The sequence below is a fragment of the Paenibacillus sp. N119s genome, from assembly GCF_059447605.1.
This window is the reverse complement of sequence record NZ_JCAJRU010000018.1, coordinates 20,859-35,258: the sequence shown is the minus strand read 5'-3', so window position 1 is coordinate 35,258 and position 14,400 is coordinate 20,859. Positions and strand designations below refer to the sequence as shown.

The window sequence follows — 14,400 nt, the reverse complement described above, 5'->3', positions numbered from 1 at the left end:
GAAGGAGAAGAAGAGCAGGGCCAGCATCCCGGCAAACGGTCCGATGCCGAACACGGCCACAAAGATCGAAGCAAACAGCAAATCAGGTATCGTCCGTACCAGATTCAGAATTGTGCGCATCGGCAGCGAGATCAGCTTGCGCGGCATCACATTATAGGCGCACAGCAACGCGACAGGGATTGCCAAAATGGCTCCCAGCGTCGTGCCGACAATGGCGATCTGGATCGTTTCCAGCATCGGATTCCAGATGGTAGGCAGGTAACTCCAGTCAGGAGGAAACATTTCCTCCAGCAATTTGCCCATCTCCGGTAAGCCAACGATCAATTGGTAAGGCGTGGCATCTGTATGAATGGAACAGGCTACCAGCACCACAATAAAAATTATCCAGGTGGCGTAACGCTTGTAACGTCCTGGCAAAGGTGGCCCTGCGGGCGGCTTGCCTGGCTGCGGCGGTCCCGCAGATGGTGACGGTTGTATCGAAGAGAGCGGCTGGGCAGTAGAGTCAGGCTTCATGATCCCACTCCTAGCAGTTCATCATGCTTGATAGCCCGGCCGTAGATCTCTGCGAAGGCTTCATCCGTAGCCTCCTCCGGCGTGCCGTCGAACACGACTTCTCCGGCGCGTAATCCGATGATCCGCGTAGCATATTCGCGCGCCAGATCAATGAAATGCAGATTGACAATGGTCGTAATCTGCATTTCCCGGTTGATTCGCTGGAGGTCGTCCATCACCTGGCGGGTGGTCAGCGGATCAAGCGACGCGACAGGCTCGTCTGCCAGAATGATTGTGGCCTCCTGCGCCAGAGCACGCGCAATGGATACACGCTGCTGCTGGCCGCCGGATAGCTCATCGGCCCGGCTGTAAGCTTTTTCGCGGATATTCACGCGTTCCAGTGCCGTTAGTGCCAGTTCGATATCTTCCTTCGGGAAGAGACCGAGAATAGTCCGCAGCGTCGAATGATAGCCGACGCGGCCGGAAAGTACGTTGCGAAGCACCGTCGAACGCTTAACCAGATTGAAGCTTTGAAAGATCATGCCGATATCACGGCGAATGCGCCGCAGTTCGCTGCTTCCGGCAGACGTGACAGACCTGCCACCTACAACGATGTCGCCGGACGTAATGTCATGCAGCCGGTTAATGGAACGCAGCAGGGTGGACTTACCTGCACCGGATAAGCCGACAATGACGATCATTTCTCCCTTCTCGATCGTTAAATTAATATTGTTCAACCCTTTGGTGCCATTCGGGTATGTTTTCGATACGTTTCGAAATTCGATCATATGCTCCCAACTTTCTCCCCATGGGGTGGAATGAAAACAACACCGCCATGAATACATGGACGGTGCTGCCCTGTCATTCGTAAAGCCTGTTTCGTAGCTGTTACTTTACTGCTTGGCCGACAGCTTCTGCGTATTCACGCACAGAGTCGAAGTTCTTATCGTCGCCTTTTTCATAACCTACATGGGTGTAAATTTCCTTAATGATTTCGCCGCCTTCAGGATCGTTGGCAATGTCAATAAAGGCTTGGGCGATTTTATCTCTCCACGTTTGATCCATATCGGAACGTACGCTGACAGTGTCATTTGGAATTTTAGCTGTGTAATGAATGACACGTGTTTTTTCAAATACGTCCGGGATTTCCTTCTTCACTGTGTTACGTGCATCCTGGAAAACGGCGACTGCATCAACCTGACCGTTCAGTAGCGACAAAATAGCAGCGTCGTGGCCTTTGATTGTCACACCTTGCACATCCGTGTCTGGATCCACGCCAGCTTTTTTCAGTTCTGCTGCGGGGTACACATAACCTGCGGAGGAGGTTACATTTTGCCAGCCAACCTTCTTGCCTTTCAGATCAGCCAGGCTTTTTATCGAAGAATCTTTTTTCACCACGATCATGGCTTTATAAAAGTTTACTTTTTCAGTCGTGTCTTTGCCTGTGGCATCTTCAATGCCGTAGCGTTGAGCTTGCAGGAGCAAGTCGGCTGCTTTGCGGTTATCGTGGGCCAGTACATAGGCATTTGGCGGAAGAAATCCTACATCTACCTGTTTAGAAGACATGGCTTCCACAATCGTATTATAGTCAGGAGATACGGTTACTTTTACCGGAATTCCGAGCTTGTCCCCCAGCAGCTTTTCGAGCGGTTTGGCTTTGGCTTCGAGTGTATCTGCATTTTGGGAAGGGACGAACTGTACCTTTAACTCTTTAGGAACATAGGCTGTGCTTTCGTTTTTAGAGCCATTTGTACCTGGAGTGGAGGCGCTGTTGTTATTGCTTGCATTCGAGCCACAAGCGGCTAAACCTGCTGCCAGTGTGAAGGTCATGCACAAGGTCAGTGCTTTTTTGAACAAAATAATTTCCCCCTAAACATCGTAATAACGAAAATTTAAAAAACCTGTAAATTCAGTGACAAACCAAATCTTAACAGCTAGCCCCACAGGTAGGGTAAAAAGCACTCCTGACTTTGGTAAAAATGATGTAAAATTTATCATTTGCTAGAGGCCGTAGACTGTATTTAAGCGAATTGCTTATTTTAACATTCTCTTAACAGTGCTCTGTTAGACTTGTTCAAGCTCTATGACCGAAGCTGAGGGAGAGAACAAGAGTGGATATTTTGGACGTTAATGATAAGACAGGGCGGGAACATGCAGATGCTGTGAAGGTGAAATTCCGCATTATGGTTACCACCGATCTGCATGTCAGCTTGTGGAATTATGATTACTATATGGATCAGGAAACGCAGCATTATGGTCTGGCGCAAACCGCGAGTCTGATTCATAAGGCCCGGGCAGAGGTGCCCAATCACCTGCTGCTGGATAATGGAGATGTGATTCAGGGGAATCCGATGGGAGATTATGCTGTACTTCGGCTCCAACAGGACCCAAGTGAGGTGCATCCCGCCTATAAAGCAATGAATCTGCTGGGATACGAGGCAGGCAGTATCGGTAATCATGAATTTAACTATGGGTTGGAATATTTGCAGACTTGTCTTCGAGGAGCGCAGTTTCCTTACGTGAATGCCAACATTTATATAGCGGGAGACAAAGAACAAAACTTCTTCACACCTTACCTATTGCTGGATAAGACGGTTGAGGATGACGCAGGCGACAAACATCTGCTGAAAGTGGGAGTCATCGGCTTTGTACCTCCGCAAATTATGCAATGGGACAAGGCATGGCTGGAAGGGAAAGTTATCGTCAAAGATATGCTGGAAACTGCCAGACGATTTATTCCAGAAATGCAGGCGACGGGAGCCGATCTCATTATTGCGATGCCCCATGCAGGCTTTGAAGATATTCCCGAAACCCCCAATATGGAAAATGCGGTGCTGCATCTGAGCAGGGTGGAAGGGATCGATGCCATTGTGTTTGGTCATGCGCATAAAGTATTTCCCGGCGCTTCGTTTGCAGGTAAGACAGGTGTTGATACTGAACAGGGCACCATTCATGGTATTCCAGCAGTAGAGCCGGGCTTCTGGGGAGATCATCTAGGTATCATTGATCTGGATCTGGCCTTTATGGGAGAAAAATGGCAAGTAGTTGCATCTGCTGCCGAGGCACGTCCGGTGTATGACCCGATACGCAAGGAAGCGCTTGTCCAACCGGATGCTGCGATTCAGCAGTCGGTAGCAGAGGAACATGCTGGAACCCTAGAATATATCCGTGCCCCTGTAGGTAAAACGACGGTAGCGATGAACAGCTTTTTTGCCCAGGTGATGGATGATGCTTCGGTGCAGCTCGTAAATGATGCACAAATTTGGTATGTGAAACAGCAGCTACAAGGGAGCGAATACGAAGGACTGCCCGTTCTATCGGCGGCAGCTCCTTTTAAAACAGGCGGCAGATATGGCCCGGCGTATTATACTGATATTCCGGCAGGGACGCTGGCGATCAAGCATATTGCCGATCTGTACAATTTTCCGAATACGCTGCATGTCGTTCGACTAAGCGGGGCGGAAATTCGGGAGTGGCTTGAGTGGTCTGCCGGTCAATTCCGACAAATTGATCCTTCGGCAGAGGTGGAGCAAGAGCTGATTCATTCTGAGTTTCCAAGCTTTAATTTTGATATCATCGATGGCATTAAGTACCAGATTGATGTAACACAGCCGGCCAGATATGATGCTGCCGGAGAATTAAAGGACCCAAATGCGCACAGAATCATTCATATGTCTTTTGAAGGGAAACCGATGGATATGCAGCGGAGTTATCTGGTCGTAACGAACAACTATCGTGCGTTCTCCTCTGCGCTGGTTAATCCGGGTGGGGAGCGAGTTGTGCTGGCTTCACCGGATGAGAACCGACATGTACTGACCGAGTATGTGCGGCATATGAAGACATTGACGCCAAAGGCTGATGGTCACTGGTCCCTCGCTCCATGGCCGGGACGTCCACATGTGACGTTCCTAACTTCATCGCAAGCAATGAATGTAGCCCATGCTTATTCTGAGTTGCTTTATGAAGGGCTGACGGCAGATGGATACGCCAAGTTTGCTCTTGATTTTCGGCGCTTCTAAAAATGTCCTGCAAGTTATTATCCCTAAGTCCACAGCATCAAAATAATAGAAATAGACTGTCTTTCAGAGGGCGGTCTTTTTTCATAAAACGGATTTGAAATCGTACGAAACTCGTGATTTTATATGTCCTGAGTCGCGTTTTAAAGTTATTGACCTCTCGTATAAATAGACATATACTTTGATTAAACAAATTTTGGTTTAAAAGGTAATGAAAAAGTCACCATCATTCGTTTGAGGGGGTGTCCCTTTGGAAAAAAACACCACGATCCGCGCAGAAATAGAAAAGTATATTCAAAGTGAAGGCATTTCGATGCAATGTTTTGCAGATGCTTCTAAAGTAAATCCGGGTACACTTAGCGGTATACTTAACCGAAACCCGCCACGCCCTATTTCAGTGAATCAGCTTGATCTGATCACTGAGGCGATGGGATTGGAAGAAGGATCTTTGTTCGAAATGTATGTAGATGAGTGTTTTATTCATTCCTTGCCACACTGGAGGAGGTTGCGTCCGTTTCTTCTTCGTTGCTCAGAGTTGAACAAGCTGGATTGTATACGCAGAGTACTTGGCTACTTAATGGACGATTTGTCGAATATTCCAGCCATTTTTGAGACCGCAGAAGCGATGTTTGAGGATGGCCGACATAAAGCCTCCATGCTTTTGTATGATTGTGTCATCGAGAGTGAGAAGTATACCCATTCTGAACGATTGGCGATCAGCTATTTCCGTATATTCCAGATTCAGATTAAGGATAACCAACGGAACTTGAAGGCTGCTGTACAATTCCATTTGTACCGTAGTCGTCTACCGGAAATTTATGCACTGGAAGGCTTACATATGCTAGCCCAAGTGTTTGCTTTAAAAATGCAATGGGCCGAGATGGAAATGTATGCGGACGAGCTGAGAGAGCTGGCGCAGGCATTGTATCGCAATCGGAACCGCTTTGGAGATGAGCACCTGGAACTGCTTAAGCCGCTCGTTTATTACTATGCTCAGGGGCATCTGCTCAAAGCCAGCTGCTATGAGCTTCAGGGTAGATATGAGGAATCCAAGCAATGGATTGAAGGTTATGCAGATTTGAGCTGGTTTGAAGGGTTGGACGAAGAAGGCTGGAAAGTGGTCAACCTGCATCGTGTATATGCACAGGGCAGCCGACTTTGTATTGAGATCAAAATGGGCAACACTTCTGCAATCTATGAATATATTACTTACCTGCGCGAGCATCCGGATGAGACACTGGAAGGCTTGAATACGCTGCTCGAATCGGCAAATCGGTTTGGTTATTTCGTGGACGCCGAGCTGGAGCTATTCAGCCAGCAACTCAAGAGCTTCTGGGAGCTTGCACCGGAACAATGGGACACACATTATCACAAGCATTTTAATACATTTCGCTTTGCCTCCTTTTGCAAGGTGTATGCGGAATATTATTTTCGAAAAGGCGACTACCCCGAGGGCTTGGCACAAACACTGCATTGCCTGCAACTGTCTGTCGATAACAGCTATACCGAACATATCATTGGTTGTATGGCTTTATTTGAGCAGCACCGGAATTTTGCCACTCCAGGGCAGCAGCAGTTGTATCAGAGTCTTTGTCTCGGCGTACGGGCAAATGAAAAAAATCATGCCTATGATCACAGTACGGGTGGGCATTTATAAGTCTAAATTTTATTCGAATTCTTCATTTAACACGTACTTACGAGGATGTCCCCGTTTCAAAGGAGGATATTCTCGTTTTTTAGCTGTTGTTGATTCTTGTGACTTTTTGCATAGAAAGCATCGTTTTGCGCGTTGACAAGTTTCGTATGCAGGATTAGGATAAATGCAGCACAGAAAGTGAAGGAGAGCATGTACTAATGACGATTCCCAGAACACTAACGATAGCCGGCTCCGACACAAGCGGCGGAGCAGGTATTCAGGCGGACCTGAAAACCTTTCAGGAGCTTGGCGTATACGGCATGACTGTATTAACTACTGTAGTGGCGATGGAACCTAAAACCTGGGACCATCTTGTATATCCTGTTGCATTGGACGTGGTTGAGGCGCAGTTGCGTACTATATTGGAAGGTATCGGTTTTGATGCGATGAAGACCGGTATGCTGGGTTCCGTAGATATCATCGAACTGGTTGCCAGCCATTTGAAAAAGCATGATCTGAAACGGATTGTGATTGACCCGGTTATGGTTTGCAAAGGCACAGATGAAGTGCTTCAGCCGGAAAATACAGAGGCGATGCTGGAATTGTTGATTCCCGGCGCTGACCTGGTAACACCGAACTTGTTCGAGGCTTCACAACTGGCGAAAAGTGGACCTATTACGACGCTAGAGCAGATGCAGGAAGCGGCTGCCATTATCCACGAACGTGGTGCCAAGCACGTGCTGATCAAGGATCGTGGCAAAATTCGCGCTGGTAAGGCGATGGATCTGCTGTATGACGGAATTACTTTTGACTGGTTTGAAGCGGATGTTGTACAAACCAACTTTACTCACGGTGCAGGCTGTACCACTTCGGCTGCGGTAACGGCTGGCTTGGCACAAGGACTGACTGTACGCGAGGCGGTGGATCAAGCCAAGAAATTCATTACACAGGCCATTGAAGGTAGCTTCAAGCTTAATGAATTTGTTGGTCCGACCCTGCATGTGGCACACCGTATGCAAAATCAATAAAGGTACGAGGGTCTGCGATCCTAGAGATACTTATAAATCTCCATTAGACTGGATATATATTAGATTGTTTTAGACAGTGACTTTTTGATATATAGAGTTAGATGAGGCTTAAAAGCCGCAATACATGGTATTGCGGCTTTTAAGGTTGTATTATTTTGGCATTCCAGCTTCCAGTTTGGTCTAATCGTACTGTATAATAGGCATCAGATTTATTACATTAAAGGGGGAAACGGAGCAATGACATTATTCAGCGAAATGGCTTATATCCGACCAGTGCAACCTGAAATTGAACAGCGGTTTAAAACGCTGTTGCAGCAGTTTCGTGAAGCGGACAATGTAGAACGTCAAAATGAAGTTATTCATGCGATTAACAAGCTGCGCAGTAACGTGGATACGCAACTGCAATTGGTGGAAATTCGGCACTCCATTGATACAGAAGATGCGTTTTACAAAGCGGAGCAAGAGTACGCTGATGATTTCATGCCGGTTATCCAGGAGTATGTAACCGATTATTACCGGGCGTTGGTGGAGTCTCCATTTAGAGCTGAGTTGGAGAGCCAATGGGGGAGCCAGCTTTTCAGTATTGCCGAGGTGGCGCTCAAGTCATTCCACCCGGATATCATTGAGGATTTGCAGCAGGAAAATAAGCTGACTTCGGAATATGCTCAATTGATTGCCTCAGCGAAAATCCCGTTTGAGGGGGAAGAACGCACATTGTCTCAGCTCCTGCCTTTTGAAATGGCAACCAACCGCGAGACGCGTAAACAGGCCTCTGAGGCCAAATATCAATTTATGAGTGAGCATGAGGACGAGCTGGACCGGATCTATGATGAATTGGTGAAGGTACGCACGCGCATGGCGCATAAGCTGGGCTATGACAACTTCGTGGAATTGGGCTACGCCCGCTTGGGACGTACAGATTACAATGCAGAGATGGTAGCCAATTTCCGCGAGCAGGTGCTGAAGCACATCGTTCCTCTGGCAACCAAGCTGAAAGAGCGCCAACGCGAGCGGATCGGAGTAGATCAGCTTCGCTATTACGACGAGGGCTTCAACTTCTTGTCAGGCAATCCTACGCCAAAAGGCGACCCGGATTGGATTCTTCGTCATGGAGCGCGTATGTATGAGGAGCTTTCGCCAGAAACACATGAATTTTTCAGTTTTATGGTCGAGCGTGGATTGATGGATTTAATCAGCAAAAAGGGCAAGCAAAGCGGAGGCTACTGTACATTTTTGAGCGAATATGGCACGCCGTTTATCTTCTCCAATTTCAATGGTACGTCCGGTGATATCGACGTATTGACGCATGAAGCAGGTCATGCCTTCCAGGTCTATGAAAGCCGGCACTTTGAAATTCCTGAATACCACTGGCCAACCATGGAGGCGGCTGAAATCCATTCGATGAGTATGGAATTTTTCGCATGGCCTTGGATGAAGCTGTTCTTCGAGGAAGATACGGACAAATATCACTTTGAACATCTATCTTCATCGCTGCTGTTCGTGCCTTACGGCGTAGCCGTAGATGAATTCCAGCATGCTGTATATGAACACCCGGACTGGACTCCAGCTGAACGTAAAAGTGCATGGCGCTCCATTGAACGCAAGTATAAACCGCATCTGAATTATGAAGGCAACGAGTACCTTGAGCAGGGAGGATTCTGGCACAAGCAGGGACATATTTTTCAATCTCCTTTCTATTATATTGACTATACACTGGCACAATTGTGTGCATTCCAGTTCTGGAAACGTATGGGCGAAGACCGGGCGGCAGCGTGGGAAGATTATTTGAAGCTGTGCCGTGCCGGGGGAAGCCGATCCTTTACCGGATTGGTTGAGCTGGCTGGACTGATTTCGCCGTTCCAAGATGGCTGTATCGCCTCTGTGATCGGGGAAATCGAAGCATGGCTGAACAGCGTGGATGATAAAAAGCTGTAAGCACAGCCAAAAATGGGATTTCACTTGCCTGTTTAGCCTATCTAGCCAATCTAGCCGAAGAGCTTGTAGATGGGATACTTTTTGAAATGAAAACAGAGCAGTTGCACGAAAAAAGCCGGGAACCTCTACATGATGTAGAAATTCCCGGCTTTGTGTTTATTTTAGAGCAAATATACCTTATTCATGTTTGGTATTGAGGGGTTTGAGATTAGCCTCAATCGAAGCACGGCGCGACTCCAAGAATGGAGGCAGTGACAGGGATTCGCCCAGAAACTCCAATTCCTCGTCGGTGTCAAAGCCAGGTCCGTCGGTAGCCAACTCAAACAGAATGCCGTTTGGCTCACGGAAGTACAAGGAACGGAAATAGAAGCGATCTACAAAACCAGAGTTGGAGATTTGCAGCTGCCCAATACGGTCTACCCACTGTTTGAGCTCTTCCTCGGTTTCAACACGGAAAGCGACGTGATGCACACTGCCGCGTCCTGGTCGCTCTTGTGGCAGATCGTTGCGCTCTTCCAGATGAACTTCAGTTCCCGTACCACCTTCACCTGTTTCGTAGATAACCACATCCGGTTGTCCGGCAACTGGGGAAGGGTAGGAGCCTTTTTTGCGGAAGCCCATCACTTGTTCAAGAATAAGAATGGTATTCTCCGCTTTGGGAATCGTCAGATGAACCGGCCCAAGTCCCACAATGCCGTATTCGGCAGGGACAGGGCTTTTCTCCCAAGGCGTGCCGCCGCGCACTCCGTTGTCATGCTCATCTGAAACGAGGAAGAAGCGTTGTCCTTCAAAATCCTCAAACGAAAGCGCCAAGCGTCCTGCCTGATCTATAATTTCACCATGCTTCACATCCAACTGCTCAAAGCGGTTTTTCCAGTAATCCAGAGCCTTGTCGTTCGGTACCCGTAGGGAGAGCGCCGAAATGCTGTTATTCCCTGTGCGAGTTTGTCCAGCATGTGGAATTTCAAAGAAAGTGACTTCCGTACCCGCGGTTCCGCGCTCATCTCCATAAAAGAGGTGATACACACTAACATCGTCCTGGTTCACCGTTTTCTTGATCAACCGAAGTCCCAATACCTGAGTATAAAATTCAACATTTTTAGCCGCTGCTGCTGTAATCGCCGAAACGTGATGCAATCCTAACAATTTCATGTTATTTGCCCTCCTTGGTTTTTATATGATTAGGTTTTTCAAAGCGAAATAAACCGTCGTCGTAAACTTTTCTTTATATTTATTATCTTTATATTAAGATATATTATTTTTGATTGTTTGTCAACATGAATTATGCGCTGGCTCCAAAGATGGAAAAATAGATACTCGATATTATGCAAAAGCAGATAGAATAAAGCATCATATAATCCAGCATAGAAATGAGCGTTTTATGATAAAAGGAGGGACTCGATGTATACAGAAAAGGATTTAACGATTAGGCCTGCTACAGAAGAAGACCTATATGCACTTTGGACACTAACTTACAAGGAAGAAGCACCGGAATGGAAGCAATGGGATGCACCCTACTATGAACATAAGACGCTTACTTTTGAGGAGTATTTAAAAGAGAAGAATAAGCGAGTCGAACAAGATGACTTTTGGCTCATTGAAGTGGAAGGCAAGGTCATTGGAACCGTAAGCTACTATTGGGAGCATCAACCTTCCCAATGGCTTGAAATGGGGATAGGTATCTTTGATTCGCAGTATTGGAGTGGTGGCTATGGTACGAGAGCACTTCGATTGTGGATCGACCATTTGTTTAATACATTGCCTCTAGTAAGAGTAGGCTTTACAACCTGGTCAGGAAATCACCGTATGATGAGAGTTGGAGAGAAGCTGGGCATGACCCTCGAAGCCAGGCTTCGCAAGTGCAGATATTATAATGGAGAGTATTATGATTCGATCCGAATGGGGCTTTTACGGGAAGAGTGGAGGGGATAGTTGTTCTGCAAATAAGAATATTTCTAAACATATAAAGATGACCTCTGAATGAATCAGAAGTCATCTTTTTTGAGGCACATGGATATTTTGCTTTCTTATTGTTAGGTGTATCTACTCTGATTCTCGAAGTCGCTCTACAATACTTTGTTTGTTGTTCATAGAATAGACTGCTACTGGAATAAGTATCCCAAGCAATAACAGTAAAGGCAATGAGGCTAGAAGTGGCCAAATTATAAAGTGATAGCTCAAAAACCACATCATACTGCTTAGGGGTTTCACAATTGAAATAGAGAATATGATCCCTAATAAAATGGAGGATAGGGCGGTGCCGAGAACATAATATAGCCCTTCATAGATCAGCATACCCCGCAATTGCTTTTTGGTCATGCCGATACTTTGCAGCATGGCAAACTCCTGACGCCGTGTCAATATACTCGTCAGAATTGCGTTTACAAAGTTGAGGATACCAATCAGGCCGATAATCAGACTGAGCGTGCCTCCGATCATCATGATGGTGTTTTGCATACCTGAAAACTCATTCATTGAAGTAAACTTGGATGCGTAGTTCATTACTGGCTCTGTAGTTTCGGTGTAACTTTTTAAAAAGCTCTCCATGGCATCTTCCTGATCAGGGGATACATTAAAGGCGTAGCTCATCACAGCAGGCTGCTCCGCAAGCGGCTTGTAAATATTCGCCGGAAGATAGAAGTTATACTTACTTGAACGGCGATCAGAATTGGTACTATATTTAATTGCAACATGACCAAGTACTGTGAATGCATGCGTAGTATACTCTTTATCCAGCGGAGCTTCTGCTGCTCCCATATAACTGTGAAGCGTGACCTTTTCACCCACCTTATACAGAGCCTTTTCCATCTGGGGGATGTCATGGTCATCTAAATCTACCCCTTCCAATATATACTTACCGGAAGCCAGCTTCTCAAAATCAAGCTCACCGTCTAGTAATCGCAACCGGTGCAGTGGTAAATCTTCCAGCCCATATACTGCCGCGATGAAGTTGCCGCGAGAATCTGTCTCATCGTCCTCATTGGTGTATTTTCCATTCTCGACAGTAAGCACTAATCTGCCGCCGTACAAGCGACCGCCCTCTTCAAAGCCGGGCTGTGTCTGTACAGCCTGAATAAAACTCTCGGAGGTCCCATTTTTAGGGCCGCTAAAATAGGGGCGATGAAAATATTCAGCATGAGCAATGAGAAAGTCAGTGTCATTGAATTTGGATACAAACTTATCCATATCAATGCTCTGAGACAGGGTGAAGGCCGTGTTAAGAAGTACAAGGCTTAACGAAAGACTGATGACTACCAACACGGTGCGTTTTTTATTGCGCCCCAAGTTGGAGCGAGCCATGTGGATCATTTTAGCGCCTTCAGTGGATTTTTTCAGCTTACGGCCGCCCTTGGTATTTCCGTCTGTGTATCTTACTGCCTCAACTGGCGAGACAGCTGCCGCAATTCTGCCTGGCTTGAAAGTGCTGATCATTACAGTAATGAGCGCGAACAGAGCAGATCCGACAAAAATCCAAGGGTTAGGGGATACCGATATCTCAGTACCGTTATATACACTCATATTTATAATAAAAGGCACGAGTGATTTACCGATAAAAAAACCTGCTATTAATCCAACCGGGATTCCTATCCCTGAAAGAACTAACGCCTGTCTGCGAATGATCCGACGAATCTGCTTGCCGCTTGTACCAATCGTCTTTAAAAGACCATAGAAACGGATATCTCGCATCACTGATATTTGGAATATATTATATATGATCAAATAACCGGTAAACATTATCAGTAACAGGGCAGAAGTTAACGCTATGATGGTCTCTGTATCTAGACTAAAATTGGTTGAGATGTATGCCCAATTTACATTACTCGCGATATAGTTCGGTGCATCTTCGTCAAGCGAATATCCACTTTCGGTAATCACTTTATTGAGCTTGGCTCGCGAATCAAAGCTATTGTCGAACATCATATATGCACTAATGGTTCCTGTATAGAAATGATCTTTTTTATAGGTGCTTTGTAATTCCTTGGCATGAGCATCGACATAGGATCTGGAGGCGAATATTTGTCCTGTGTTAAACACAGGATCGCTTTTCCACCAGCCGGAAAGGATAAAATCACGCTGCACTTCTTTACCTCGTATGTCAAGCTTTAGCCTCAAAGGTGCTCCAACCTCCAAAGGAACACCCAATAGCTGTAACGTCTTGGAGTCTGCGATCACTTCATTTTCTGCGACAGGCTTGTGCCCCTCTTTAAGCTCAATAAAACCGAGCTTCATCCCTACATCATCGTAATACCAGAACTCTGTGTGACGTTTTAGAAATTTATCGTTTTTAACTTCGTCGCTTAATATACGGTTATAAGCTATTTCCTTGATCAACGGATGATTCTTGACATGATTAAATTCGTCATCCGTTATATATTTAAGTACGGCATGCCCATCTCCACCTGCCTGACGCATGGTCGCCCGTTGTAAGCTTTCCCCAGCGCCAATCCCCATAGTGAACAGTGTTGTAAATAGCAATGAGGTTAGTGCTATGGCAACGATAGCAAAGAGGTTACGGGCTTTGTTTGCTTTGAAACTCTTATCCGCCAGCTTGCGGATTACTTTTTTGTTCTTTACTTTGATCATTTACCTTCACCGCCGACCATTTTACCGTCTTCAATTCGGATGCCCCGGTCTGCCATTTGCGCAATTTCTTCGTTGTGCGTAATCATCACTATCGTTTGGCGGAATTGCTGGCTGGATACTTTGATCAATCCCATCACATCCAGACTGGTTTTACTGTCTAGATTTCCGGTGGGTTCATCTGCCAAGATAATGGCAGGCTTGGCTGCCAGTGCTCTGGCAATAGCTACACGTTGCTGTTGTCCACCGGAAAGATTGTTTGGCAGGTTATTCAACTTTTGGTCAAGACCCAAGGTATGTACAATTTTATCTATGTGGGTTTTGTCTGGCTCTTTACCATCCAGTTCAATAGGAAGCACAATATTTTCGTAGACATTTAAAACAGGTACCAGGTTGTAATTTTGAAACACGAAGCCAATCTTTCGTCTGCGAAATATAGTCAATTCTTCGTCCTTCAATGTAAAAATATCCTTGCCGTCAATCGTAACGTTTCCACTGGTTGGACGATCAAGTCCACCCAGCATATGGAGAAGGGTAGATTTGCCGCTCCCGGACGTACCGACGATAGCGACAAATTCACCGCTTTCCACCTCCAGATTTACGCCATCTAAGGCATGAACAGCAGTATCCCCGTTACCATAGTACTTTTTCAATTCCTGTGTTTTTAACAGAGCCATATATTTTCTCCTTCACAAAAAAATGTCTGGACCGT

Annotated in this window: 11 protein-coding genes; 5 read left to right on the top strand and 6 right to left on the bottom strand. The window is 46.2% G+C overall.

What is annotated here, in order from left to right; all coding sequences use genetic code 11:
- From AC5V8P_RS04435 to AC5V8P_RS04425, 3 genes are all read right to left on the bottom strand, one after another.
- Nucleotides 1–513: PhnE/PtxC family ABC transporter permease (locus AC5V8P_RS04435; RefSeq protein ID WP_495473563.1), on the bottom strand; the 513-nt coding region annotated here is incomplete at its 3' end.
- Complete coding sequence (gene phnC, locus AC5V8P_RS04430) at nt 510–1,280, bottom strand: phosphonate ABC transporter ATP-binding protein (protein ID WP_064797267.1); 771 nt, start codon at nt 1,278–1,280, stop codon at nt 510–512. The genes AC5V8P_RS04435 and phnC, both read right to left, overlap by 4 nt.
- Nucleotides 1,281–1,380: 100 nt before the next feature.
- Nucleotides 1,381–2,349, bottom strand: a complete 969-nt coding sequence (locus AC5V8P_RS04425; RefSeq protein WP_064797266.1) for a phosphate/phosphite/phosphonate ABC transporter substrate-binding protein — start codon at nt 2,347–2,349, stop codon at nt 1,381–1,383.
- Nucleotides 2,350–2,603: 254 nt separating this feature from the next.
- On the opposite strand from AC5V8P_RS04425, the gene AC5V8P_RS04420 reads away from it, so the two are divergent.
- The 4 genes from AC5V8P_RS04420 (at nt 2,604) to AC5V8P_RS04405 (ending at nt 9,107) form a co-directional block, all read left to right on the top strand.
- Nucleotides 2,604–4,511, top strand: a complete 1,908-nt coding sequence (locus AC5V8P_RS04420; protein WP_064797265.1) for a bifunctional 2',3'-cyclic-nucleotide 2'-phosphodiesterase/3'-nucleotidase — start codon at nt 2,604–2,606, stop codon at nt 4,509–4,511.
- Between the two features lie 247 nt (nt 4,512–4,758).
- Nucleotides 4,759–6,165, top strand: coding sequence for a hypothetical protein (locus AC5V8P_RS04415; RefSeq protein ID WP_064797264.1), 1,407 nt, complete (start codon nt 4,759–4,761; stop codon nt 6,163–6,165).
- A 197-nt stretch (nt 6,166–6,362) separates the two neighbouring features.
- A complete protein-coding gene (gene thiD, locus AC5V8P_RS04410) occupies nt 6,363–7,172 on the top strand; it encodes a bifunctional hydroxymethylpyrimidine kinase/phosphomethylpyrimidine kinase (protein ID WP_063210298.1) in 810 nt (269 codons plus the stop codon).
- A gap of 237 nt (nt 7,173–7,409) precedes the next feature.
- Nucleotides 7,410–9,107 (top strand): M3 family oligoendopeptidase, encoded by a 1,698-nt coding sequence (locus AC5V8P_RS04405; RefSeq protein ID WP_063210300.1) that lies wholly within the window; start codon nt 7,410–7,412, stop codon nt 9,105–9,107.
- Nucleotides 9,108–9,284: 177 nt separating this feature from the next.
- Here the strand turns inward: AC5V8P_RS04405 and AC5V8P_RS04400 are convergent, their stop codons facing one another.
- On the bottom strand, nt 9,285–10,259 hold the full coding sequence (locus AC5V8P_RS04400; RefSeq protein WP_063210302.1) for a ring-cleaving dioxygenase: 975 nt from the start codon (nt 10,257–10,259) through the stop codon (nt 9,285–9,287).
- A gap of 249 nt (nt 10,260–10,508) precedes the next feature.
- Between AC5V8P_RS04400 and AC5V8P_RS04395 the strand changes: the two genes are divergently transcribed.
- Nucleotides 10,509–11,039, top strand: coding sequence for a GNAT family N-acetyltransferase (locus AC5V8P_RS04395; protein ID WP_064797263.1), 531 nt, complete (start codon nt 10,509–10,511; stop codon nt 11,037–11,039).
- Nucleotides 11,040–11,150: 111 nt separating this feature from the next.
- Here the strand turns inward: AC5V8P_RS04395 and AC5V8P_RS04390 are convergent, their stop codons facing one another.
- Entirely contained in the window at nt 11,151–13,691 is a 2,541-nt protein-coding gene (locus AC5V8P_RS04390) for an ABC transporter permease (protein ID WP_064797262.1), read from the bottom strand.
- Nucleotides 13,688–14,365 (bottom strand): ABC transporter ATP-binding protein, encoded by a 678-nt coding sequence (locus AC5V8P_RS04385; protein WP_064797261.1) that lies wholly within the window; start codon nt 14,363–14,365, stop codon nt 13,688–13,690. The genes AC5V8P_RS04390 and AC5V8P_RS04385 overlap by 4 nt, the downstream gene beginning before the upstream one ends.
- Nucleotides 14,366–14,400: the final 35 nt, after the last annotated feature.

Bases quoted from the DNA above. Each gene is read 5' to 3' on its own strand.
- AC5V8P_RS04390 (WP_064797262.1), bottom strand. From the start codon at position 13,691: ATGATCAAAGTAAAGAACAAAAAAGTAATCCGCAAGCTGGCGGATAAG.
- AC5V8P_RS04400 (WP_063210302.1), bottom strand. From the start codon at position 10,259: ATGAAATTGTTAGGATTGCATCACGTTTCGGCGATTACAGCAGCAGCG.
- thiD (WP_063210298.1), top strand. From the start codon at position 6,363: ATGACGATTCCCAGAACACTAACGATAGCCGGCTCCGACACAAGCGGC.
- AC5V8P_RS04405 (WP_063210300.1), top strand. From the start codon at position 7,410: ATGACATTATTCAGCGAAATGGCTTATATCCGACCAGTGCAACCTGAA.
- phnC (WP_064797267.1), bottom strand. From the start codon at position 1,280: ATGATCGAATTTCGAAACGTATCGAAAACATACCCGAATGGCACCAAA.
- AC5V8P_RS04385 (WP_064797261.1), bottom strand. From the start codon at position 14,365: ATGGCTCTGTTAAAAACACAGGAATTGAAAAAGTACTATGGTAACGGG.
- AC5V8P_RS04395 (WP_064797263.1), top strand. From the start codon at position 10,509: ATGTATACAGAAAAGGATTTAACGATTAGGCCTGCTACAGAAGAAGAC.